18 protein-coding genes are annotated in these 22,765 nt (G+C 73.4%); 9 read left to right on the top strand and 9 right to left on the bottom strand.

Annotated elements, in window-relative coordinates; genetic code table 11:
• The first annotated feature begins 221 nt into the window (after nucleotides 1-221).
• A complete protein-coding gene (locus tag BLR33_RS26935; RefSeq protein ID WP_245771691.1) occupies nucleotides 222-1,826 on the top strand; it encodes an MFS transporter in 1,605 nt (534 codons plus the stop codon).
• Nucleotides 1,827-1,962: 136 nt separating this feature from the next.
• The gene (locus BLR33_RS26930) at nucleotides 1,963-3,438 is read left to right on the top strand and encodes an NF041680 family putative transposase (protein WP_093787225.1); all 1,476 of its coding nucleotides are present in this window, start codon (nucleotides 1,963-1,965) and stop codon (nucleotides 3,436-3,438) included.
• Between the two features lie 633 nt (nucleotides 3,439-4,071).
• Here BLR33_RS26930 and BLR33_RS26920 read toward each other — a convergent pair.
• From BLR33_RS26920 to BLR33_RS26895, 6 genes are all read right to left on the bottom strand, one after another.
• Nucleotides 4,072-5,073 (bottom strand): alpha/beta hydrolase family esterase, encoded by a 1,002-nt coding sequence (locus BLR33_RS26920; protein WP_093787223.1) that lies wholly within the window; start codon nucleotides 5,071-5,073, stop codon nucleotides 4,072-4,074.
• A 202-nt stretch (nucleotides 5,074-5,275) separates the two neighbouring features.
• Nucleotides 5,276-6,070: an amino acid ABC transporter ATP-binding protein gene (locus BLR33_RS26915; protein WP_093787222.1), complete on the bottom strand. Its 795-nt coding sequence runs from the start codon at nucleotides 6,068-6,070 to the stop codon at nucleotides 5,276-5,278.
• Nucleotides 6,067-6,819, bottom strand: a complete 753-nt coding sequence (locus tag BLR33_RS26910; RefSeq protein ID WP_093787221.1) for an amino acid ABC transporter permease — start codon at nucleotides 6,817-6,819, stop codon at nucleotides 6,067-6,069. The genes BLR33_RS26915 and BLR33_RS26910 overlap by 4 nt, the downstream gene beginning before the upstream one ends.
• Before the next feature lie 13 nt (nucleotides 6,820-6,832).
• On the bottom strand, nucleotides 6,833-7,693 hold the full coding sequence (locus BLR33_RS26905; protein WP_093787220.1) for a substrate-binding periplasmic protein: 861 nt from the start codon (nucleotides 7,691-7,693) through the stop codon (nucleotides 6,833-6,835).
• Nucleotides 7,690-8,646 carry a creatininase family protein gene (locus tag BLR33_RS26900; protein WP_093787219.1) on the bottom strand — a complete coding sequence of 319 codons (957 nt, stop codon included), beginning with the start codon at nucleotides 8,644-8,646 and terminating at the stop codon, nucleotides 7,690-7,692. The genes BLR33_RS26905 and BLR33_RS26900 overlap by 4 nt, the downstream gene beginning before the upstream one ends.
• A gap of 415 nt (nucleotides 8,647-9,061) precedes the next feature.
• A complete protein-coding gene (locus BLR33_RS26895; protein ID WP_093787218.1) occupies nucleotides 9,062-9,769 on the bottom strand; it encodes a FadR/GntR family transcriptional regulator in 708 nt (235 codons plus the stop codon).
• A gap of 546 nt (nucleotides 9,770-10,315) precedes the next feature.
• Here BLR33_RS26895 and BLR33_RS26890 point away from each other — a divergent pair.
• The 4 genes from BLR33_RS26890 to BLR33_RS26875 all read left to right on the top strand — a co-directional run bounded on the left by BLR33_RS26890 (nucleotide 10,316) and on the right by BLR33_RS26875 (nucleotide 14,192).
• A complete protein-coding gene (locus tag BLR33_RS26890) occupies nucleotides 10,316-10,999 on the top strand; it encodes a uracil-DNA glycosylase (protein WP_093787217.1) in 684 nt (227 codons plus the stop codon).
• Between the two features lie 405 nt (nucleotides 11,000-11,404).
• On the top strand, nucleotides 11,405-11,716 hold the full coding sequence (locus tag BLR33_RS26885; protein ID WP_093787216.1) for a hypothetical protein: 312 nt from the start codon (nucleotides 11,405-11,407) through the stop codon (nucleotides 11,714-11,716).
• Nucleotides 11,717-11,954: 238 nt separating this feature from the next.
• A complete protein-coding gene (locus BLR33_RS26880) occupies nucleotides 11,955-13,241 on the top strand; it encodes a nucleotide disphospho-sugar-binding domain-containing protein (RefSeq protein WP_143031761.1) in 1,287 nt (428 codons plus the stop codon).
• Between the two features lie 195 nt (nucleotides 13,242-13,436).
• On the top strand, nucleotides 13,437-14,192 hold the full coding sequence (locus BLR33_RS26875) for a class I SAM-dependent methyltransferase (protein ID WP_093787214.1): 756 nt from the start codon (nucleotides 13,437-13,439) through the stop codon (nucleotides 14,190-14,192).
• A gap of 122 nt (nucleotides 14,193-14,314) precedes the next feature.
• Here BLR33_RS26875 and BLR33_RS26870 read toward each other — a convergent pair whose 3' ends face one another.
• Complete coding sequence (locus tag BLR33_RS26870) at nucleotides 14,315-15,058, bottom strand: CBS domain-containing protein (protein WP_093787213.1); 744 nt, start codon at nucleotides 15,056-15,058, stop codon at nucleotides 14,315-14,317.
• Nucleotides 15,059-15,290: 232 nt separating this feature from the next.
• On the opposite strand from BLR33_RS26870, the gene BLR33_RS26865 reads away from it, so the two are divergent.
• A complete protein-coding gene (locus tag BLR33_RS26865; protein ID WP_107408923.1) occupies nucleotides 15,291-15,902 on the top strand; it encodes a DoxX family membrane protein in 612 nt (203 codons plus the stop codon).
• 44 nt (nucleotides 15,903-15,946) lie between these two features.
• Nucleotides 15,947-16,546 carry an FAD-dependent oxidoreductase gene (locus BLR33_RS26860; protein WP_176930514.1) on the top strand — a complete coding sequence of 200 codons (600 nt, stop codon included), beginning with the start codon at nucleotides 15,947-15,949 and terminating at the stop codon, nucleotides 16,544-16,546.
• 91 nt (nucleotides 16,547-16,637) lie between these two features.
• Here BLR33_RS26860 and BLR33_RS26855 read toward each other — a convergent pair whose 3' ends face one another.
• Nucleotides 16,638-19,385, bottom strand: a complete 2,748-nt coding sequence (locus BLR33_RS26855; RefSeq protein ID WP_107408922.1) for a glycosyl hydrolase family 65 protein — start codon at nucleotides 19,383-19,385, stop codon at nucleotides 16,638-16,640.
• 623 nt (nucleotides 19,386-20,008) lie between these two features.
• On the opposite strand from BLR33_RS26855, the gene BLR33_RS26850 reads away from it, so the two are divergent.
• A complete protein-coding gene (locus BLR33_RS26850; protein WP_093787210.1) occupies nucleotides 20,009-21,637 on the top strand; it encodes an RICIN domain-containing protein in 1,629 nt (542 codons plus the stop codon).
• 242 nt (nucleotides 21,638-21,879) lie between these two features.
• On the opposite strand, the gene BLR33_RS26845 is transcribed toward BLR33_RS26850, so the two are convergent.
• Nucleotides 21,880-22,188 (bottom strand): SCO5918 family protein, encoded by a 309-nt coding sequence (locus BLR33_RS26845; RefSeq protein ID WP_093787209.1) that lies wholly within the window; start codon nucleotides 22,186-22,188, stop codon nucleotides 21,880-21,882.
• Nucleotides 22,189-22,765: the final 577 nt, after the last annotated feature.

Below are 22,765 nucleotides of genomic sequence, written 5' to 3'. Positions count from 1 at the left end.
CGTCGCCGCACCTCGGCGCCCCTCTCCCGAATTCAACGCCCGCCGCCGATCCCGCGGCCACCCGCCCGTTTGCGACCCGCCCGCACCCGCGTGACCTGCGTGAACGCACCACCGGAAGCCCCCGTGGCGGCCCGATGAATTCCACGGCGTGGAAATGGCTGCGGCCCGCGCGTCACCGTGGTCCCGTCAACACAGAACTTCCCTGACGGAGGAGGGCCTCCATGCGGAGCGAAGCGCGCAGCGGGGTCGACGGACCCGCGACCACCGGGGACGGCGCCCCGGCCATGCGGCACGGCGTCGTCCTGTTCATCACCTGCCTCGCCCTGGGGGCGGTCGTCTCGGCGATGGCGTCGCTGAACGTCGCGCTGCCGGACCTGGCCCGCGAGACGCACGCCACCCAGACCCAGCTGTCCTGGGTGGTGGACGCCTACAGCCTGGCGTTCGCCTCGCTGCTGCTGCCCGCCGGCGCCCTCGGCGACCGGTTCGGCCGGCGGCTGCTGCTCATCATCGGCCTCGTCGTCTTCGCGGCCGGCTCGGTGCTCGCGCTGTTCACGAAGAACCCCGACCAGCTCATCGCCCTGCGCGCCCTGCTCGGTGTCGGCGCGGCCATGGTGATGCCGGCGACGCTGTCCACCATCACCAGCACCTTCCCGCGCGAGCAGCGCACCCGGGCGGTCAGCGTGTGGACGGCGGTGGCGGCCGCGAGCGCGGTCGTCGGCGTGCTGTGCACGGGCCTGCTGCTCCAGGAGTGGTCGTGGCGCTCGGCGTTCGTGCTCAATGTGGTGCTCGCCGTGGTGGCCGCGATCGGCACGGTGGTCTTCGTCCCGGAGTCGGCCGAACCGAACCAGCCGCGGCTGGACGCGGTGGGCGCGGTGATCGCCGTCCTCGGCCTGCTGGCGCTGGTCTACTCCGTGATCGAGGCGCCGACCAAGGGCTGGGCCGACCCGCTCACGCTCGGCGGGATCGCCCTCGGGCTGCTGGTGCTGGCCGCCTTCACGGTGTGGGAGCTGCGCCGCGAGCACCCGCTGCTGGACCCGCGGCTGTTCCGCAACCGCCGGTTCGCGGCCGGCTCGGTGTCGGTGATGCTGCAGTTCGTGGTCTTCTTCGGCTTCATCTTCGTGATGATGCAGTACATGCAACTGGTGCGCGGCGACGATCCATTGGATGCCGCGCTGGGTGTGCTGCCGATGGCCGTGGCGCTGGTGCCGGCGACCCGGCTGACCCCGCGCCTGGTGGCGAAGGTGGGGGTGCGGCGGCCGTGGCTGATCGGTCTTGTGCTGGTCGCGGTCGGCATGGCGGTGCTCTCCCGGCTGGGCACGGACAGCTCGTACTGGCTGATCGTGGCCGGGCTGCTGCCGCTGGGCGCGGGCACGGGGCTGGCGATGACCCCGGCCACCACCGAGATCACCGACGCGCTGCCGCGGGCGCTGCAGAACGTGGGCTCGGCCATGAACGACCTGTCCCGCGAGCTGGGCGGCGCGCTGGGCATCGCGATCCTCGGCAGCGTGCTGAGCGCGGGCTACCGGAACAACCTGGACCTTCCGGCGGGTCTGCCGCCCAAGGCCGAGGGCGCGGCGCACGCCTCGCTGGCCGGCGCGGAGGCTGTCGGCGGACCGGTCGCGCACTCCGCGCGCAGCGCCTTCATGGACGGCCTGCACTGGGCGTTCTCCACCGGTGGCGGTGTCGCGCTGCTGGCCGTGGTGACGGTGGCGCTGCTGCTGCGCGGATCCTCGAAGGCCGAACTCGTCCCCGGGGGCGCCGCCGAGGGCGACGGCGGGGTGCCGCAACCCGGCTCGGCCCGCGAGGAGTTCGCGGACAGGCGCTGAACTTGTTCTTTAACGACTGTGTCCGTTCAGCGAGTTGAGTACCCGCTGACCTGTGAGGGTTGATGCGACAGCAGTGCGGCCTTGGTGTGATCATGTGCGTTGTCGAGACGCTGTTGATCATGCCAAGGCCGCGAGGGTGAGTCTGCTGCACGACGCTGGACGCGTCGAGTCCCTGGCCGTGTTGTCCCGGTTCCGAACCGACTTCTACGACTGCCTGACCGCCCGCGCCGACGCGCTGTTCGAGCTGACCGACGCGGTGCTGTGCACCGACGGACAGGTGCGGTCGCTTGTCGGCCTCGCCCTGGCGCCCGAGCACCGCCGGGGTCACGGTTCCCTCTACGCCGGCCTGAACCGCGGCGGGCTCGATGTCGCCCGGCTGCGGCGGGCACTGGTCGGGGTGCCGCTGCCCCGGGCAGCCGATGGGCGACTGGTCCTGGCCGTGGATATCTCGCCGTGGCTGCGGCCCGATGCCGGCGCGGTACCGGATCGCTCGTTCTGCCACACCTACGGCCGGGGCAACGCCAAGCACCAGATGATGCCCGGCTGGCCGTACTCGGTCATTGTCGCCCTGGAGACCGGCCGCACTTCCTGGACCGCGCTCCTTGACGCCATCCGGCTCACCCCCGGCGCCGACCTCGCCGCGGTCACCGCCGCCCAGGTCCGCGAGGTGGTCGAACGGCTCGTCGCGGCGGGCCAGTGGGCCGAGGGCGATCCGGACATCCTGATCGTGGTCGACGCCGGATACGAGGCCCCGCGCATCGCCCACCTGCTGTCCGGCCTGCCGGTCGAGATCCTTGGCCGGACGCGGTCGGACCGGGTGATGCGCCGCCCGGCACCCTCGCGGGAAGAGTTCTTCCTGGCCCACCCCAAGGGCGGACGACTGCCCAAGCACGGCGGGGAGTTCGTCTTCGGCGACCCCGCCACCTGGGGCGAGGAACAAGCCGCCACCGTCACCGACACTCGCCTCTACGGCAAGGCCACGGCGCGGGCCTGGGACCGCCTGCACCCCAGGCTGACCCAGCGGGCCGCCTGGCTCCGCCACGACGGCCCGCTGCCACTCATCGAGGGAACCGTCATCCGCCTGACCGTCGAGCACCTGCCGTCCGGCGGGGTCAACAAGCCGGTCTGGCTGTGGTGGTCGCGCACCGGCGCCACCCCGGCCGACGTCGACCGCTGCTGGCAGGCGTTCCTGCGCAGGTTCGACATCGAGCACACCTTCCGCATGCTCAAACAGACCCTCGGCTGGACCCGGCCCCGCCTGCGCGACTCGGCCGCCGCCGACCGCTGGACCTGGCTGATCATCGCGGCCCACACCCAGCTCCGTCTCGCCCGCCCCCTCGCCACCGATCTGCGCCGGCCCTGGGAGAAGCCGGCGCGCCCGCACAAGCTCACCCCGGCCCGCGTCCGGCGCGGGTTCCGGAACCTCCGCACGACGACGGGTTCTCCGGCCGGTGCGCCGAAACCCACCACGCCCGGCCCTGGACGCCCGCCTGGCTCGAAGAACCGGAGACCGGCAACCCGCCACGACGTGGGAAGAATCCTTGCCACCGGCGAGGCATACCAGCGACCAGCCCACCACAAGATCGGCACCAAACCCCGACGAACTGGTTGAATTCGAGGGGTTGCCGGCGCCGCCCCCGGTGACCAGTTGGGCACCACGGCGTTCGAGCCACGAAAGAGCCGCCCCGACTCTGACACACCCGACGTCCTCGGATTGGATGGGACCCACCACACCACAGGGGGCCTGATCATGTTCGGCGCATCGGTCTTGGCAATTGGGTTCGTGCTGGTCACGCTGACCCTTGCCTGGACCGTCATCGGAGTGCACGCCCTGCTACTCGGCCGCATGCCGGGTCGGCGGCTTCAGCGATATGTCCGACAGCCCAGGCTCTGGGGAGCGGGTGCCCTCCTCATGGTGGTCAGCTGGAGCACCTATTCGCCGTCACTCCTCGCCATTGGCGTTGGGCTTGTCGCCTTGGGACATCTCGTGAAACCAACGCGGTGAATCACCCCGGCTGCCCTCTCAGCCCCGCAGGTTAAACAACAAGCTGAACCGCCGCGAGCCGGCGGGCACGCCGTAAGGGGTCGGCGGAGACGCCGTGCCAGCAAGGGGAGTTCACGCAGCACCCCCGATCGGTACGGGGTTCGCGGGCGCTTGCGGTCGGGCGGCCGTCCGGACGGCGGGCAACCCCCCCGCCGGGGAGGGCGGTTCGGTCCGCCGTCCCCGGCGCGGGGGCTGCAGGGGTCACAGTGCCGGGGCAAGGTACCGGCCGGTGAGCGGGTGCTGGTGGACGAAGGCGGTCATCAGGGCGGTGGCGCTGACTGTCTGGGTGGCGCCGTCGGTGGTGCTGCCGGGCCACACGTGGCCGCCGCCGTCGATCCGGTAGTGCTCCACCTCGGCCCGGTCGCGGCAGCCGGTCCAGCGCTCGGCGGTGACGTCGTCCTGCTGGAAGAACGTCCGCGGACCGGCCGTGCAGCCGTCCTGCGCGGCCCACTGGGCCGTCCAATCGGGAATCGCGGGCAGGTCCCGGGCCGGGTCGCCGGCGTAGGGGATGGTGGTGTCGCCGGTGCCGTGGAAGTCCAGGACCGGGACGGCCCGTGCGGGGGAGCAGCCGTGCTGGCCGTACAGGGCTCCGGAGACGACGGTGAGGGCGGCGATCCGGCGCGACATCGTGCAGGCCAGCAGCGCGGCGAAGGCCCCGCCGTTGGACTTGCCGGCGAGCATCACCCGGTTCGGGTCGACGCACAAGGTGCGCTGCAGGTGCGTGATCAGGTCGCTGACGAACAGTGGGTCGTTGTCCATGGCGGGCGTGCTGTACGGAGCGCCGGGCCAGGCCGCCTCGCCCTTGGTGCCGGTGCCCGGCAGGCCCTGCGGGTAGACGGCGATGGTGTCGCGGTCGGCGACGGCGGTGGTTTGCGCCTGGTCGGCGCCGGACTTGCCGCGGCCGTGGAAGGTGAGGACGAGTTGGTAGGGGTGCAGCGGCCGGTAGCCGTCGGGCAGGTGGAGGACGTAACTGCGGGTGGTGCCGCCGGTGGTGAGGGTCTGCGGGGTGGTGCTGCCGGGGGCGGCGAAGGGGGGCAGGCCGCAGCCGGTGGTGGGGATCGCGCGGTCCACGACCCCGGACGGGGCGGGCGCGGCGGCGGTGGCCGTGCCCGCCGAGGTGAGGGCGGTGGCGGTCGCGGCCGCCGCGGCGAGCAGGGCGGCACCGGCCGCGCGTAGTCTGCGGCGGCGGGGGGTTCGGGGCATGGCGTTGCCTCCTCGGGAAGGGTGAAGTGGTGGGGCGTCGGAGCGGCGAGGACGTCAAGCGCGGCTCGGCACAAGGGGGTTCGGCGTCCGTACGGTGAAGTCCGCGCGGGCGTGGCGGGTTCGCCGCGGTGTCCGGCGAGGCGGTCACGGCCGCGCGGAGGGAGGTAGGCCTGCTCGGCGCAGCGCGTCCGAAGCGTGGGGCTCACAGCACCTGGTCGAGGAACCCCCGCAGCCGCTCGCTGCGTGGTGCGTCGAAGAACTGCTCCGGCGGCGCGGTCTCCAGCAGCCGGCCCCCGTCCAGGAAGGCGACCTGGTGGGCGACTTCGCGGGCGAACCGCATCTCGTGGGTGACGACCAGCATGGTCATGCCGCGCCCGGCGAGGTCGCGCATCACCGCGAGGACGCCCTTGACCAGTTCGGGGTCGAGCGCGGAGGTGGCCTCGTCGAAGAGCATCACCTCGGGGTCCATGGCCAGCGAGCGGGCGATGGCGACCCGTTGCTGCTGCCCGCCGGACAACTGGTGCGGGCGGCGGTCCTCGACACCGGTCAGCCCCACCTCGGCGAGCCGGCTCCGGGCGATCTCCACCGCCTTCTCCCGTGGTGTGCCGAGCACTTGCCGCAGGGCGAGTGTCACGTTGTCCAGCACGGTGTGGTGCGGGAAGAGGTGGAAGCGCTGGAAGACCATGCCGACGCGGGTGCGGATGCGGTCCACGTCGGCACCGGGCGCGGTGATCGCCTCGCCGCCGATGAGGACGCGGCCGCTGTCGGGGACCTCCAGCAGGTTGGCGCACCGCAGCAGCGTGGACTTCCCCGACCCGGACGGGCCGATGACGCAGGTCGTGGTGCCGCCGGCGACCTCCAGGCCGACGCCGCGCAGCACGGGCGTGGCGCCGTAGCTCTTGCGGACGTCCTCGAAGCGGACGGCGGTCGGCGAGCGGTGGCCCGCCTCGGGGGCCGGCGGGGCCGCGGACTTGGCCGGCGAACCGGACGTGCTCATACCAGCGCCTCCTGCTGCGGTACGGGTTCGGTGGCCGGGCGGGCCCTGCGGCCGTCGCGCAGCCGGCGGTCCCAGGCGTTGACGGCGTAGGTGAGCGGCACCGTGATCGCCAGGTACAGCACGCCGGCCGCGACCAGCGGGGTGAGCGAGGCGTCGTTGGCGGAGGCGTCCTGGGCGATGGCGAACATCTCGCGCTGCCCGGTGACCAGGCCGAGCAGGTAGACCAGGGCCGTGCTCTTGATGACGAGGATGAACTGCCCGGTCAGCGCGGGCAGCACCCGCCGGAAGCCGACCGGCACCACGACCAGCCGCATCGCCTTGCCGTGCGACATGCCCAGCGAGCGGGCGGCCTCCACGATGCCGGGGTCCACGCTCTGGAAGCCCGAACGGAAGATCTCCGCCATGTAGGAGCCCTCGGTCAGGCCGATGGCCAGGGCCGCGTAGCCGTAGGTCCAGGTGCCGAAGACGTTCAGGCCGGCCAGCGGCAGGCCCTGGCCGATCAGGTAGATGCTCAGGATGTGGGGCAGGCCGCGCAGGATGTCGACGTAGGTCCGGCACGGGACGCGCACCACCAGGCGGCGCGACATCAATCCGGAGGCCAGCAGGATGCCGGCGACCAGGCCGATGGCGCTGGCGAGCAGAGCGAGCACGAGGGTGTTGAGCAGTCCGGTGCGCAGCAGGGAGGGGAAGACCTCGGCGAGCAGATGGCCGTTGAAGAAGGTGTCCCGGACGCGGTGCAGTCCGTTCATGGCGCGCCGCCGTTCAGGACGCGGCGGCGGAGGCCCCGGGGACCTGCCGCATGCCCGGGTAGTCGCTGAGCAGCTTGGCGGGGATCGTGGTGCCGGGCGGGTTCCACTTGGCGAACAGCCGGGTGTAGGTGCCGTCCGCGATGACCTGTGCGAGCGCGGAGTTGAGCGCCTTGAGCAGCTTGGGCCGGTCCTTGGCGACGGGGAAGGCGCTCATGCCGCTGGTGACCGGCGGGGAGGCGGTGAAGTCCTTGTGCTGCGCCAGCAGGTTCTGCGTGGTGGTCACGCCGGTGAGCAGGCCGTCGACCTGGCCGGCGACGAGGGCGTTGGCGCTGGCGGCGACGTTCGGGAACTGACGTACCGTCACCTTCGGTGCGATCTTCTGCACCAGCGCGATGAGTTCGCTGCCCTGCGTGACGGCGATCGTCTTGCCGTTGCAGTCCGCGACGGCGGCGATGGCCGACTTCTTGCGCGAGAGCACCTGTGCCTGGCTGTAGTTGACGGCCGTGGTGAAGGCGGTCTGCCCGGCGCGGGCGGGCGTGACGAGGGTGCCGAAGGCGGCGGCGTCGAACATGTGGTTGCGCACGTCGGGGACCATGCTGTTGAAGTTCGTGGAGACGTAGGTCGCCTTCAGGTGCAGCTTGGCGGCCATCGCCGTGGTCAGGTCCACCATGAAGCCGGCCGGCTTGCCGTCCTGGACGAAGGACACGGGCTTGTCGTCGGCCCGGTAGGCGAACTTGACGGTGCCCGAGCTGAGGGTGCCGTAGGTGGTGGAGCCGGCGGACGAGCCGGAGCCGCCGCAGGCGGAGAGCGGGAGCAGGACGAGGCACGCGGCGCCGGCGAGGGCGGCGCGGCGGGTGGTGCTGGCCGGGATCATCGGTTCTCCAGGGGTCGGGCGTCGGGCACGTGCGGGTGCGGGGACGGGGGCTGTGGGGACGGGAGTTGTGGGGACGGTAGGGACGACGGGGACGCAGCCGAGGACGCGTACGGGGATGCGTACGGGGACGGGGGCGCCGTCGGGGCCGGTGCGCGGTCGGGGAGGGCGATGAAGCCCTCCAGGAAGGCGGCGATCCGGTCCACGACGGTGGTGATGATGGCGGCGCCGTTCTCGGCGGTGGCGGCGGTGGCGTCGCCGAGGGTGCCGGTCGCGCTCAACGCGTGGTACGCCTGCGGGAAGTGGATGCCGGGGTGGCTGCGGCTCAGCCGGCCCGCCGGGTCCAGGTCCTCCAGCGCGGCGCTGCCGCGGGTGAGGCGCTCGGGCAGCACGAGCGAGGGGTCGGCGAACATCGCCTGCGACGTCTCGATCTCGCAACTGTGGCCGCGCACCCGGCTGGTGGCGATCTTCGCGGCGACGTCGGAGGCGACGGGTGTCACGCCGCTCCACGCGAGGTGGAGGTCGGGCAGCAGGGCGCGCAGCCGGGCGACGCTGACCTCCACGGCGGCGTTGTTGCCGCCGTGGCCGGTGAGCACGAACACCCGCCGCCAGCCGTGCCGGTACAGCGCGGTGACCAGTTCGTCGATGACGCGGCTGAGGGTGTCGGCGGTGAGGGTGAGCGTGCCGGGGAAGCCCATGTGGTGCTCGGAGACGCCGACCGGGATGGCGGGCGCCACCACGACGGCGGGCGACAGGCGTTCGGCGACCATGTCGGCGACGACCTCGGCCCGCGTGGTGTCGGTCCGCTGGGCCATGCCGTAACCGTGCTGCTCGCAGGCGCCCAGCGGAACGATCGCCACGGGCGCCACGGCGAGCCGGTCGCGGATCTCCGGCCAGGTCAGCTCGCCGAGCCGGTGCGAACGGGGCGCGGTGGTGGGGGAGTTCTGGGTGGTCATCTGCTTCCTGGGGTGGTGAGGGCGCCCGCGCGGCGTGCCGCGGAGGGCTGCGAAGGCGGGTTCGGGTCGTGGCGGCTCGGGGCCGGCTGCCGGCGGGCGCTCCTGTGCAGGACAGAACGAACATGCCTGCCCGGGGCGGCCGTTGGGGCCGCCGTGCCAGCGGGCTGCTGCCGCGGGGGGAGTGCACGGCGTGCGCGGGCCGGAGGTTGGGGCCGCGGCCTGAACGGCGTTACGCCGCCGTGCCGTTGGGGTCGTCGAGCTGTCGCTTCGGGGCGACGGGTGCGTACGGGGGTGCGGGTCGGTGCTCGGGGATACGGGGAACGGGCCTACGGAATCGTGGACGTATGAAGGTGCGGGTGCGCGGACGGATTCGGGTGCGGGTGCCGGCTCGCGGTGAACGGGCCCGGTTCGCAGGTCAGTTCGGTGCCACCGTGTAGCGCAACTGGCGCAGGTGGTCGCGGGTCAGGGACTCGGCCGCCGCCGCGTCGCCCGCGCGGACGGCGACCAGGATCGCCCGGTGCTCGTCGTAGTCGCGGCGACGGTCGGCGATCATGCGGCGCAGGGTGCGCTGCTCGCGGTTGCGGACCACCAGGAGGGAGTCCACGACCTCGTAGAGCATGCGGTTGCCGGACGCCATCGCCAGCTCCCGGTGGAAGTTCAGGTGCGGGCGGGGGTCGTCGGGGGCCCTGGTCGCGGTCTCCAGGGCCAGCTCCAGGCGTTCGAGGGCGGCCTCGTCGCGGTGCTCGGCGGCCAGTGCGGCAATACCGGGCTCGATGACGAGCCGCGCCTCGACCAGTTCGAGCGCCAGGGCGGCGTAGTCGGTGACGGTGGAGTTCGGGTTGGGCATCAGGGTGCGGTGGACGCCCTTGCCGACGTACACGCCCGAGCCGTGCCGCAGCTCCACCGCGTCGGTGGCCTGCAGCCGGCGCAGCGCCTCCCGCATGGTGGGCGGGGTGACGGAGAACCGCGCGGCCAGCTCCTTGACGGACGGCAGCGGGTCGCCGCGGCGCAGTCCGTCCCGGGTGATGAGGTCGAGCAGCCCGGATGCCAGCCGCTCCGACAGGCTCGCCGGCCGGTCGAGCGCGGCGCCGCTGCCGCCCACGGGTGTCTCGGCCTCGCGCATCGTCGCGCCCTCCTGCTCGCTCGGGGTTGGTAAGTGACTAAATCACTTACCAAATCTGCTCGTCAATACATGTGACACGACCAGCTCCCGCTCCCCCCGGCGAGCGGGCGGGCCGGACGCGGGCGCGGGGTGGAAGCGGGGCGCGGGAAGCGTGGAGGGGTGAGGCAGGCGCGGCGGGTGCGGCGGGGCTGTGGTGGTGCGGCGGAGCGCAAGGAGTACGCCGGCCTGCGGCCACCCGAGCCGGCCCCGGGCCGTATCGGCCGAACCTGCCCGCATACGGGCGTGCCCGCGGGCGCGTCGGTACACCGGCGGGCGGAGGCCCGAGCCGGCCCGTGGGTCGTGGTCCGCCGGACCTGCCGGACCCCTGGACCGCCCAACTCGCCGGTCCCGCCCGCACCGTTCCCGCGCGCCACTCCGACCGCCGGACGCGGCCGTAGGTGCGTACGGTCCCTGCGGGCGTCGGGTGTGCAGCAGGTGAGGCGATCGGCGTGCGCGGCGGGTGTGCGGTGGTCGGGGCGTGAGGGCGGTGCGTGGGATGCTGGGGGCGTGTCCGACAATCGCTCGCTCCGGCTCGCGCGGACCGCGGAGCGGATCGTGGCGTGCGAGCGGTGCCCGCGGCTGGTGGCCTGGCGGCAGGAGGCCGCGGCCTCACCGCCGGCGCGGTTCGCCGGGCAGGCGTACTGGGCGCGGCCGGTACCGGGACACGGCGACCCGAAGGCCCGGATCTACGTGCTCGCGCTCGCCACGGCGGCCCACGGCGGCAACCGCACCGGGCGCGCCCTCACCGGCAACGCGACCGCCGACCGGCTCACCGCGGCCCTGCACCGGGCGGGCCTGGCCAACCGCCCCACCTCGGTCGACCGCGGTGACGGCCTGCGGCTGACCGGTGCCTGGACGGCCTCGGCCGTACGCTGCCCGCCGCCCGCGGACCGTCCCACCGCCGAGGAGCGCGACGCCTGCCTGCCTTACCTCACCGCCGAACTCGACGCCCTGGCCGATGTCGCCGTCATCGTCACCCTCGGCGCCTTCGCCTGGGACGCCGCCGCGCTGCAGGGAGGCCTGCGCCCCCGGCCGCCGTTCCGCCACGGCGCCGAGGCCCTCCGCCCCGACGGCCGCACCCAGCTCGCCTGCTACCACCCCGGCCGCCGCAACACCTCGACGGGCCTGCTCACCGACGCGATGCTCGACGCGACCTTCCGGCGCGCCCTGGAGTTGTGCGGGCGGGCTTGAAGGCCCTGAGGAACACGGCAGGGCTCGGACCCGGGGGCATGGTCGTACCGACGAGGACCCTGGGCCAGGGCGCGGCCCGCCTGCGCGACGCCGTGCTCGCCCCGTGCCCGTCCCGCCCTGAGTACCGCTCCGGGGCACGACGCCTTCCGCCGGCTGCGTGTCCCGGGTGGCTCGGACCCGCGCCGACTGGTCCGAGCGAAGGCACCCGGCCACCGCGGAGCCCGACGGGAGGCCGTGGGCCGAAGCCGCGGCGGGACATGCGCGCTCGCGGAACGCGTCGGACAATGGTGGGCAGGGGAAGGGGCCGGCCAAGCGCCGCGGCTCCCTTGCCCGCGGCGGCAAGGGTGGGACGGCCCGCCCGAGCGCCGCGCCGTCACCGCAGCGGAAACCCCTGGGAGGTCCGCCATGAACGCGATGAGCACGCAGCAGGCGACACGGCCCGACGCGCGGGCGGAGCAGCCGGCGGAGCCGCCGCGGCCCTTCGCCACCCCCTCCCACGCACTGGGGCTCCGGTTCTCCGCGATGCTCGCCGCCGTGTTCTTCGTCCTGTCCGGCCTGCTCGCCTGGGGCGCGGCGGAGACGGACCTGGACGACATCCGCAACGTGGTCGCCGTGATGTCGTCCGTGTGCTTCGTCGCGTTCCTCGCGGCCCTGATCCACGCCGCCCGCATGGCCGCGCGGCTGCGCCACCCCGCACCGCGCCACCGCGCCGCCTGAGACCGGGACGCGGCCACCTGCCGCCGTACTGCGGGGAAGCGGGTCCCCCGAACCTGCACCCGAACCCTGCCTTTCTGACTCCTCTTCACTTCCGTTCCGTTTGCCGTTGAACGCCTCGCCGCTCCCGTGCGTGTAAGAGGGAGACGCGCGTGCGGCGCGCCCTCCGCAGCGGGGACCGCCGTTACCGAGCACGAACAAGCACCAACGCGCATGGACGAGCACGGACGAGGAGATCTCCTTGAGCAGGATTCTGGTGGCCGCTTCGCCGGTCTACGGGCACTTCGCCCCGCTGAACCGGGTGGCCGGGTTCCTGGCCGGCCGCGGGCACGACGTGACGCTGCTGAGCCACGGGCGGTTCCGCGAGGAGGCCGAGGCCGGGGTCCGGTACGAGGCGTTCACCGGGGCGGCCGGGGCCGACCTGGAGCAGGCGTTCACCTCGGCCGAGCGCATGGCGGTGCCCGCCGGGCCCCAGCGGTTCGCCTGGGACATGCGCAATCTGTTCGTGACGGCGATGGCGCCCCAGCACCACGACGTGCAGCGGTTGCTCGCCGAGGCCGCCGGCGAGCCGGTGGTCCTGGTGTACGAGACCGGGTTCCTGGGCGCGATGCCCGCGCTGTTCGGGGCGCCCGGGCCGCGCCCGGCGGCCGCGATCGGCCTCGGCCCGGTCTCCTTCACCCTCTCCAGCATCGACACCGCGCCCTTCGGCATGGGCCTGCCGCCGGACGCCAGCGAGGAGGGCCGCGCCCGCAACCAGGAGGCCAACGCCTTCATGCAAGGCCAACTGCTCGGCCCTGCCCAGGAGTTGTTCGTCCGCACGCTCGCCGAGCTCGGCGTCACCGTCACCGAGGCGCCGTTCTTCCTGGACTCCACCGTGCTGAAGGCCGACCGCTTCCTGCAGCTGTCGGTCGAGGAGCTGAGCTACCGGCGCAGCGACACCCCGGCGCACGTACGGTTCGTCGGCACTCTGCCCCCGTCGGACGAGATCGGCGAACTTCCCGCGTGGTGGCCCGAGGTGGCGGCCGCCGAGCAGGTCGTCGTGGTCACCCAGGGCACGATCGCCAACCAGGACTTCGGCGAGCTGATCGAGCCGACCCTGGAGGGCCTGGCGGACTTCCCCGGTCTGGTCGTCGCGGCCACCGGCCGTCCCGGCGAGGTCGACGGCGTCCCGGCGAACGCCCGCGTCGCGGAGTTCGTGCCCTTCGACGCGCTCCTGCCGCACGCGGACGTCCTGGTCACCAACGGCGGCTTCGGCGCCGTCCAGCAGGCACTGCGCAACGGCGTCCCGATCGTCGCCGCCGGCATCAGCGAGGAGAAGCTGGAGAACAACGTGCGCCTGGCCGCCACCGGCGCCGCCGTGGACCTCGGCACCGACCGGCCCGCCGCCATCGATGTCCGCAAGGCCGTCGACGAACTCCTCGGCACCACCTCCTACCGGCAGAACGCGCAGCGCCTGGCCGCGCAGTACGCGGCGGTCGACGCCTTCGCGGAGATCGAGCGGGCGCTCGCCGAACTCACCGCCCGATAGGGGCAGTTGCTTCCCACCCGGTGCTCCCGCCCGGCCCGCGGCTCGCGGCTGAAGTGCGGCGGCCCGCAGCCGGCAGACGGTGAGGGTACGGCCCCAATGTGCGGCCGTCAGCGCGCACTTCCTGGCGACGCGCGTGCGGTTCGGCGGCGTTTATTCGCTGGACCGCACGCGGCCGGGCCCGCGAGGGTGGACAGCATGGAGCAGCAGGAGATCTGGGACGCCGAGACGGCGCAGCGCTACGACACCCCCGGCTCCGGGATGTTCGCCCCCGAGGTGCTGGGCCCCACCGTGGAGCGCCTGGCCGAACTGGCGGGCGGCGGTTCCGTGGTGGAGTTCGCCATCGGTACCGGACGGGTGGCCGTGCCGCTCGCCGAGCGTGGGGTGCGCGTCGCCGGGATCGAGCTGTCGCCTGCGATGCTGGAGCAACTGCGCGCCAAGGTGGACGAGGAGACCGTGCCGGTGGTCCTCGGCGACATGACGACCGCCGTCGTACCCGGTGAACACTCCCTGGTCTACCTGGTGTTCAACACGATCTCGAACCTGCTGACGCAGGCCGAGCAGGTCGCCTGCTTCCGCAACGCGGCCCGCCACCTCGCGCCCGGCGGCCGGTTCGTCATCGAGCTGTGGGTGCCCGAACTGCGCGCGCTGCCGCCGGGGCGGACCGCCACCGTCTGGCAGTCCGAGCCCGGGTACATCGGCCTGGACACCTATGACGTGCTGCGCCAGCACGTCGTCTCGCACCACTTCCACTTCGACGGGCCCGGCGACGACGACCGCCGGCAGGCCCGCCTCTTCCGCACCCCGCACCGCTACATCTGGCCCGCCGAACTCGACCTGATGGCCCAACTGGCGGGCTTCGAGCCGGAGTCGCGGCACGCCGACTGGCAGGGCGCGGAGTTCACCGCCGAGTCGCGCTCCCACGTCTCGGTCTACCGCCTCCCGCAGCGATAGCTGCCCCCCAACACGCGGTCGCCGCAGGGCTGTTGGCCCGGCGCCCGGCCCCGACAGGCTCTGCGCTCGTGCTTTGCCCGGCGCGGCCGGCGCCACGGTCGATGCGCCGGCCGGCGCCGTGGTCAGTGCTGCGTCGTGTGCCGGGGCCGCTGCAGCCATTCGTCGGCGATGCCGTGCACCTCCGGCGGGGCGGGCGGGGCGGAGTCGACGAAGCGCGCGGTGAGGTGGTTGCGGACGGCGACCACGCCGTCGATCCTGGCCGTCATCCGGCCCGCCACGAGCACCTCGCTCTCGCGCTCCAGCCGGCCCTCCAGCGTCACGACGCCGTCCTCGACGCTGACGCCGACCGCCTGCGGGGGCAGCCACAGCGACTCGACCAGGATCTCCTTGACGATGTCGCGGCGGATCTCCTCGTCCGGCCGCAGGAAGACGGTGAGCAGGTCGCGGCGGGTGACGATGCCGACGAGGCGGTCCTCCTCGTCCAGAACCGGCAGGCGCTCGACGTGGCGGGCGGCCATGAGGCGGGCGGAGTGCGCGAGGGAGTCCTGCGCGCGGACGGTGACCGGCGGGGTGGACATCAGCTCGCCCGCGGTCAGCGCGAGCGCCTTCGCCGCGGTGGTGCGCGCGGTCCTGGTCAGCAACGGCCGGTGCCGGCGCGGCGGTTCGCCGTCGTCCTCGGCCTGTGCCTGACGCAGTATCAGGTCGGTCTCCGAGATGACGCCGACGACCTTGTCGTCGTCGTCCACGACGGGCAGGCCGCTGATGCGGTGCGCGTCGAGCAGGGTCGCGACCTCCTTGAACGGTGTCTGCTCGCGGACCTTGACGACGTCGCCCGTCATCACGCTGCCGACGATGCGGTGCTTCATGGTGTCCTCCGTAAGGTGTCGGGCCGGTGGGTTCCCGCACCTACCGTGCCGCGCGCGAGGGCGATGCACGAGGGCTGACCGGGGCGCCCGGTGGGGCCCCAACCAGGCCCGTACGCAGGGCCGTTCGGTCCCGCGGCGGCGGGACGTCGGCCTCCAGCGGGGCGGACCGCCGCAGGGCGACAGTGATCCCGTCAGCAACCGCACCGCACCACCACCGCAAGGAGGAGCCGTCATGGCCGTTCACCCGGAAACCCCCCTCGCCGCCGGACCGCAGGGCCCGGCCGGGCAAGCCGCCGTGCACACCGGGCGGCCCGGCACCGTGATGACGCCGGCCGTGGCGCGGGTCGCCGCGGTGGTGCGGATCGCCACCGGGTTCGTCTTCCTGTGGGCGTTCCTCGACAAGACCTTCGGCTGGCACTACGCCACCGGCTCGGGCAAGGGCTGGATCGACGGCGGCTCGCCGACCAAGGGCTTCCTGTCGAACATCCACGTCGGCCCGCTGCAGGGCTTCTTCCGCGACATCGCCGGCGACGGCTGGGCCGACTGGCTCTTCATGCTGGGCATGCTCGGCATCGGCCTGGCACTCGTCAGCGGGGTCGCGCTGCGGATCACCGCGGTCGCCGGCACCGTGATGATGGCCATGATGTGGGCGGCCGAATGGCCACTCGCCCAGCACCTGTCGGGCGGCGCCCCCAGCGGCTCGTCCAACCCCCTGGTCGACTACCACGTCCTCTACGCCCTCGCGGCGATCCTGTCGGCCGCCCTCTACGCCGGCAACACCTGGGGCCTCGGCCGCATATGGGCCCGCCTCCCCGTGGTCCGCGACCACCGCTGGCTCCTTTGACACCCCATCCGACCGCAGCAACCCGACCAGCGAAGGAGGACGGCATGAACGCGCACATCGTGGTCGTCGGCGGTGGGGGCAGCGGCATCCTCGTCGCGAACCGGCTGCGCTGCTACTGCGGCTCGGACGGCGTCCGCATCACCGTGGTGGACCGCTACGACACCCGCGACCACGAGGCCGAACTCCTCACCGTCCTCGGGCTGTACGGCCCGGACACCCTCCACGCTCCCGAGCACCGGCTGCTGCGCGAAGGGATCGCCTTCCTGCAGGCCGAAGCGGCCGCGGCCGACCTCGACCGCTCGGAGGTCGCCCTCGCCGACGGCACCACCCTCCCCTTCGACATCCTGGTCGTCGCCACCGGGCGGCCGCACCTGCCGGGCCCTGCCGGCGGATCCTCCTTCGTGACCCGAACCGCCGGCCTGGCCGACGCCACCGGAACCGTCGCTGTCGACCCCCGCACCCGCGCCTGCCGCACCCACCCCCGCGTCTACGCGATCGGCGCCGGCGCCTCCGACACCTCCGGCGCCGAACTCCACGCCCAAGCCGAGCGCCTGGCCCGCTCCGTCCGCGGCTACCTGGCCGCGGACCCGCCCCCGGCCCACCCGGCGGCGGGCCACCGCGAGACGGCCGGCTCCGACACGTGACCGCCGCTACGGCGCCAAAGACGCCGGGGCCGCGCGGGTCCCCTCACGGGGGACTCCGCGCGGCCCCGGCGTCGTGCCGTTCGCGGCCGGTCTACTGCCCGGTGCCGCCCGCGCAGCCGCCCGTGCCGCCCGCGGAGGGCGCCGGATGCCGCGTGGCGAGGTGGAGCGGAGCACCGGGGTGGACCCGGTGGACCGTGCCGCTGCCGTCGCGGACCGCCAGCGCCGGGCCGGAGCGCACGGTCAGCGTGGTGGTCCGCTGCCCGACCGAGACGTCGAACGTGCTGCCGTGCCATTTGACGCCGGTGATGTCCACGCCCGGCAGCTGCTGCGGCAGGAACGGGTCCACGGTGACGGCGTCGGTGCCCCAGCGCAGCCCGGTGAAGCCGTAGAGGAACTGCTGGAGGTAGCCGCCCTCTCCGGTGGTGAAGGTGAAGGCGCCGCCGGTGCGCGTCTCGTGGAACTGGTCGAACGGCGCCGCGATGAACGGGTCGACGCTGCTGCGCAGGTGGTCGTAGGCCGTGCAGCCGGGCGAGCCGAGCGCGGCCGCGTCGATGGTGGCGATCGAGTCGGTCATCGACGGGCCGCCGGGGTCGGTGTGCGCGGTGTAGTAGTCCAGGTCGCTCTGGGCGAGCGCGGCCGGCATCGGCACGTTCCAGGGGTACTGCAGCAGCGTGACGTCGGCCTGCTTGACCTGCTCGCCGTTGTAGCCCTGGTACTCGGGGTGGATGCCGAGCGCGGAGTCGACCGGGATCTTCAGGCCGTCGGCGACCGTGCTCCAGGCGGGGTCGGCGGCCTTGCCGAGGATGCCGGCCGCCTGGACGGCGATCCGCAGCGACGCCTGCGCGCCGGCGTCGGTGGTCGCGCTGTCGTCCACCGGGTCGTGGTACTCGTCGGGCCCCTGGACGTGGTCGATGTCGTAGCCGCCGGAGCCGTCCGGCACCGCTCGGGTGGCCCAGTAGTCGGCGATGTCCTTCAGCACCGGCCACGCCTTGTCCCGCAGCCAGGCGGTGTCGCCGCTGGCCTCGTAGTACTGCCACTGGGCCAGGGCGATGTCGGAGTCGATGTGGATCTCGTCGTTGCCCTCGTTGTTGCCCGGCGGGATCGACTCCTTGCCGGTCAGCGAGCTCTCCCAGGGGAACTTCGCGCCCTTGATCGGCTGCTGCGGGGTGGACAGCGCGGCGGCCGCGGCCTCGGCGGCGGGCAGCAGCTTCTGCCGGTAGGTGTCGGCGGTCTGCGCGATGTCCGGGTACTGGGCGAGCAGCGCCGGGTACATCCACGTCTCCATGTCCCAGAAGACATGGCCGTTGTAGCCGTCGGAGGACAGCCCGCCCGGGCTGGTGCTCCAGGTGACGCCGTCGCGCATGCTCGCCAGCAGGTAGAACATCGAGGCGTGGATCTGCGCGGTCATGGCCGCGTCGCCCGGCACCGAGATGCTCGACTGCCACAGCTTCGCCCACGCGCGGTCGTTGGCGGCCCGCACCGCGCGGAGGCCGTCGCGTGCGGCACCGGCGGCCGTGGCCGCGGCTGCCTGCTGCGGTGTCGCGGCCGTCAGCGACCGGTCGGTGTCCACGCTGGAGGCCACACCGACGTACTTGGTGATCTCGTACGTCTTCCCGGCCCGGACGGTGAAGGCGGCGCTCTGGCCCGCGCTGCCGTCGTCGCCGGCGGGCAGCGGCCGGGTGCGCTGCGTGCGGCCGTCCACCCGCAGCGCCGAACTCAGGCCCGCGGTCACGAGGTTGCCGTCGGTGGCGACGGTCTCCGACAGGGTGGCGCTCCTGCCGTCCACCGTGGAGCCGGTGGCCGAGGCGTGGTCGAGGCCGCGGCCGTCGAACTCGTCGACCGCGGTGGCGTTTCCGCTCCAGTGCGGCACGACGCGCGCGGTGACGGTGCCCAAGTGGCCTTGCGCGCGGCTGGTGTCGACCGCGTAGCTGAAGCTCGTGCGGTCGCCCTCGGGCGAGGTCCAGTCGAAGGAGGTGGTGAGCGTGCCGGTGCGGAGGTCGAGCGACTGGCGGTAGTCGCTGGTGGTGCCCACGGTCTCGGGGGCCACGGCCGTCGGCGGCTGCGCGCCTTCGGGGTAGGCGGCGAGGTAGTCCACGTTCACCCGCGCGGTGTCGCCCTGGGCGACGGTGATCTCCAGGGTATTGGTGCCCGCGGTGAGCGTGACGGGGATGTGCGCCACGGCCCAGTCGTCCCAACTGGCCGTCGGGGCAAGGGTCAGCTGCTGGGAGGCGCCGTCGACACCGAGGTGGACGGTCTGCGGGGTGCCGCTGCCGTTCGCGTAGCGCACGTCCAGCACGGCCTGGCCGGCCGGGGCGTCGCGCAGCACGATGCTGTCCTTGCCGCCCACAGTGGGCGTGTTGTTCGTATTGAGGCCGGCCAGGTAGCCGCCGGCAATGGAGCCGCCGTGGGAGGTCTCCACGAAGGCACCGCCGGAGATGGCGCCGTCGCGGGCCGGGCACAGCTGGTCGAAGCCGCAGGACCAGGTGCCCGGGATGCCGTGGACGTCGCCGGTGCGGCCGAAGCCGAGCGTGGTCCAGGTCGGCAGGCTCGCCCGGCGCTCGTAGTCGCCGGGCGGCTGGGCGTAGAAGCCGGCGAGTTCCGCCTGGGTGGTGACGGGGCTCGCCGCGTAGCCCTCACCGGCGGCCGGGACACGGGCGGCGAGGTAACCGTTGCCGACGAAGGTGGGCGCGTAGTCATGCGTGGTGTCGGTGGTGCTCAGCACCCAGGTGTCGGGGGCGGGGGCCTGGTGGGCGGCGGAGGCGGGGGCGGCGGCGACCGCGCCGATCAGGCCGCCGAGGGCGAGGACGAGGCCCGCGGCGCGCCGGGTCCTGCGGGCCACCCGGGCGGTCCTTGCGGTGGCGCGTACGCGGCTTTGTGCACCGGGCTGTCGGTCGGGGCGCCGGCCCGGGCGATCGGCGGGGGAGGGCTGCTGCTGCGCGGCCGCCGGTGGTTGCGGTGCCGGGTGCGCTCCGGGAGGCTGTGGCGCCGTCCGCGGCCGGGGGCGCGAGGGTGTGATGCCCACCTGGTTCCTTCCTCTGCGGTGTGCGGGCCGAAGAGAAGCCCGAAAGAAACGGCGGGGGGAGGCGCGACCTGCGCGGAAAGGCGGGTGACGCGTCCACGGCACCGGCCGCCGGTGCAGGCCGCGGCCCTGCGGACGCACACGCTACGTTTCGCCAAGATCACCGTCAAGGGATCGAAACGGTAAGGGCATTCATCCGGTGGGCGGCCTGATCGGCTGGCGGCGGCGCGGGTGACACTCACGGGAGCCGCTTCGCCCACCTCGTTCCGCCTGCGGGCCGGGCGGACGGGAGTTCGGCAGGTCAGCCAGGCCGTGGGGAGGTCGCGACTCGGATTCCGGGCGGTGGGGCATGAGAGGGTGGCGCCTCGGTGGGTGGCGTCCGGTCGGCGGACGCCACTGATGTCCCGTGACCGCATGTCCCACACCAGGCAGGAGGGTGGCCCATGGCACCCCATCTCCGGAACCTCGGCCGCGCCGCGCGGCTGCTGCGTACATGGACGGCGGCCGTCGTGCTCGCCGGCGGGCTGTGGGCGGGAGCGGGCGCGGGTACCGCGCACGCCGCGTCCGGCATCGACCCGATCGACGCGAGCAGCTTCCAGCTCACCGCACTGCCCGACCACGCCGACGACATCGGCCAGTTGGCGCAGAATCCCGCGCTCTCGACGCAGTCCCTCACCGGTCTGGCGGGTACCGGCACGGCCGGCCGGTCCGGCCTGTGCTACCCGACGCCCTTCAACCCCGGTGTCCACGCGGCCGGTTACTGCTGGGACGACTCCGCCGACGAGAGCGGCACCAACGGCTGGGCCCCGCAAGGGCTTTCACTTCCGCACGCCAAGACCTCCGACGGCACCTGGGGCGGGCACCGCTGGGAGGTGACCTCCTGGCACGCGGCATCCGACAGCCTCGCCAAGTTGCGCTTCATCGACCGCGACAGCGCCACTCCCCGCTACGTGGACGTCCTGCTGATCACCCCCGGGACGGCCGGCGCCTTCACCACCCGGCCGGGCCATGTGGACAGCGTCGTCTGGTACGGCGACAACCTCCTGGTCGGCTACGGCAAGAGGCTCGACGTCTACCAACTCGGCGACCTGCGACGGGACTCCATCGGCTTCCAGGGCTTCACCTACCTCCTGCCCGTGCGCTACAGCTACTCCACCACCGGCCTCGCCGACGGCGCCTGCGCGTCCTTGACCGGCGACGGCCCCTGCCTGAACGCCATGAGCTTCGACCGGGCGGACCAGGCGCTGACCTCCGCCGAGTACGTGCAGGACAACGCGCCCGGCGGGCGCCTGATGCGCTGGCCGTTCGACCTCGACACCGGCCTGCCGGTCTCCGCCACGGCGCACGGCAGCAGCGCGGCCACCGCCGCGTGGGTCTCGCCGGTCTGGCACATGCAGGGCGTGGTCTTCGCCGACGGCGCCTTCTTCATCAGCGGTACCTGCCCGAGCAGCTTCGACAACGGCTACCGCGAGAGCGACTGCATCCACAAGGGCGCCCCGGGCGCGGCCCCTTCGGTGCTGACCGCGGCCCCCGACATGACGCAGAACCTCGACTACGACGCGGGCGCCGACCGCATCCACGGCGTCAACGAGGTCGACCAGGCGGACGAGGTGTACCCGCAGCGGGTGGTGTTCGACATCGACCCGGCCGCGAGCGCGATCAGCACGGTGCGCTTCAAGAACGTCAACAGCGGAAAGTGCCTGCTGCCGTACGGGGCGAGCCTCAACAACGGGGCGGACGTCGTGCAGTGGGACTGCGACGGCACGAGCCCGCAGAACTGGTACTGGAGCGGCGACACGATCCGCAACTTCCAGAGCGGCCGCTGCCTGACGGTCTACGGCGGCAGCAGCACGAACGGCGCGCTGCTGGTTCAGTGGGACTGCAACGGCAGCGCCTCCCAGGAGTGGACCCGTGCGACGGGAGCCGCGGGCGACGGCTCGATCCTCTTCAACGGCGAGAGCGCGCAGTGCCTGACGATCTACGGCGGCAGCACCACGAACGGCGCCGACGCGGTCCAATGGCCCTGCGACGCCACGAACCCCGCCCACTCCTGGGTGGGCAGCGCGACGTAGCGTCCCGGCCGCTGCTGCGGGCTCGGGCGTTGCGGTGGACAGTCAGGAGCGGGCACGTACGGCGCGTTCGGTTCAGCGCCGGGCCGGCGGGGCCGGGACGGATCGGCTGCGCGCCGGTGCTCTGTGCCGATGTGGGCGCACCGGTCCTCCGCTCGTGGTCCGGCCCGTACGGCATCGGGGGCCCTGCCGACACGTGTCGGCAGGGCCCCCGCTGAGTCTGTGCGGCGGTCACCCGCCGGTCGTCACTCCTGCGGTGTGTCGGCGGTTCCGAACAGCGCCGAGGCGGCCTGAAGCGGTGTCGGGACGTCTGCCGCCGGCGGCTGCTCCTCGCAGGTGAACCCGAGACGGGTCAACGCACGCGCGACCTCGTCACCCGTGAAGTCGCGGGGGTCCTGTCGGGTGATCACCTGCCCGACCTGCTTGATCGGGTAGCGGCGGCGGCCGATGACGACGGACCGGCCGGTGACGGGCTCGGGCGCGATGCCCTTCATGGAGTCCAGCACTCCGTCCTTGGTCAGGTCGAACGGGTACCGGGCGATGATGCAACGCATGAAGCCTCACAAGAGCTGGAGAAGTGGCTGGTCGGAGAAGGGGCCAACGGGCCGGGAGCGAGGTCCGGCCGGGGACTTCGGGCAGGGGTGCGGCCTGACGGGGGAGCGTCGCCGGGCCTTCCCCGTTGCGGCCCCGTACCGGAGCAGGCGGTCACGCTCGATGCGAACCCTCCTGGCCGTCGCGGCGCACCTCGTGAAACGCGGCGAGCCGGAGCCCGCGCCTCGAAGGTGCAGGTCCCGGCGGTGAAGTAGGCGTTCTCGGATGCGATGTCTGGAACTCCGGGTGGGAAGTCCGCCCTGCCGCGGCGATCGGCCCGGTCCGGAGCCGGACTCTCCGGCAACCACGGCTGCAACCCACCGCCACGCTAGCACGGCCCCCTCGGTTCCGCCCCGCTGCTGAGACCCGATCCCGCCGCCGGGACCGATCGCCCTCCGCTGCGCTGCCCCGCTCGGCCTCGCACAACGTCCTGCCCCGGCCGGGCACGCAGGATCCGGCCACGGCCGCAGCCCCTCCCGCATCCGGATCGGGCAGCTCACCGTCGCTGCCGGCCCGCGGAGTGCCGCGCGACCTGAATGC

The sequence above is a fragment of the Actinacidiphila guanduensis genome, from assembly GCF_900103985.1.
Taxonomy (GTDB): domain Bacteria; phylum Actinomycetota; class Actinomycetes; order Streptomycetales; family Streptomycetaceae; genus Actinacidiphila; species Actinacidiphila guanduensis.
This window is presented reverse-complemented; position numbering and strand designations above follow the sequence as displayed.

Bases quoted from the DNA above. Each gene is read 5' to 3' on its own strand.
- BLR33_RS26935 (WP_245771691.1), top strand. From the start codon at position 222: ATGCGGAGCGAAGCGCGCAGCGGGGTCGACGGACCCGCGACCACCGGG.
- BLR33_RS26920 (WP_093787223.1), bottom strand. From the start codon at position 5,073: ATGCCCCGAACCCCCCGCCGCCGCAGACTACGCGCGGCCGGTGCCGCC.
- BLR33_RS26915 (WP_093787222.1), bottom strand. From the start codon at position 6,070: ATGAGCACGTCCGGTTCGCCGGCCAAGTCCGCGGCCCCGCCGGCCCCC.
- BLR33_RS26910 (WP_093787221.1), bottom strand. From the start codon at position 6,819: ATGAACGGACTGCACCGCGTCCGGGACACCTTCTTCAACGGCCATCTG.
- BLR33_RS26905 (WP_093787220.1), bottom strand. From the start codon at position 7,693: ATGATCCCGGCCAGCACCACCCGCCGCGCCGCCCTCGCCGGCGCCGCG.
- BLR33_RS26900 (WP_093787219.1), bottom strand. From the start codon at position 8,646: ATGACCACCCAGAACTCCCCCACCACCGCGCCCCGTTCGCACCGGCTC.
- BLR33_RS26895 (WP_093787218.1), bottom strand. From the start codon at position 9,769: ATGCGCGAGGCCGAGACACCCGTGGGCGGCAGCGGCGCCGCGCTCGAC.
- BLR33_RS26885 (WP_093787216.1), top strand. From the start codon at position 11,405: ATGAACGCGATGAGCACGCAGCAGGCGACACGGCCCGACGCGCGGGCG.
- BLR33_RS26875 (WP_093787214.1), top strand. From the start codon at position 13,437: ATGGAGCAGCAGGAGATCTGGGACGCCGAGACGGCGCAGCGCTACGAC.
- BLR33_RS26870 (WP_093787213.1), bottom strand. From the start codon at position 15,058: ATGAAGCACCGCATCGTCGGCAGCGTGATGACGGGCGACGTCGTCAAG.
- BLR33_RS26865 (WP_107408923.1), top strand. From the start codon at position 15,291: ATGGCCGTTCACCCGGAAACCCCCCTCGCCGCCGGACCGCAGGGCCCG.
- BLR33_RS26860 (WP_176930514.1), top strand. From the start codon at position 15,947: ATGAACGCGCACATCGTGGTCGTCGGCGGTGGGGGCAGCGGCATCCTC.
- BLR33_RS26850 (WP_093787210.1), top strand. From the start codon at position 20,009: ATGGCACCCCATCTCCGGAACCTCGGCCGCGCCGCGCGGCTGCTGCGT.
- BLR33_RS26845 (WP_093787209.1), bottom strand. From the start codon at position 22,188: ATGCGTTGCATCATCGCCCGGTACCCGTTCGACCTGACCAAGGACGGA.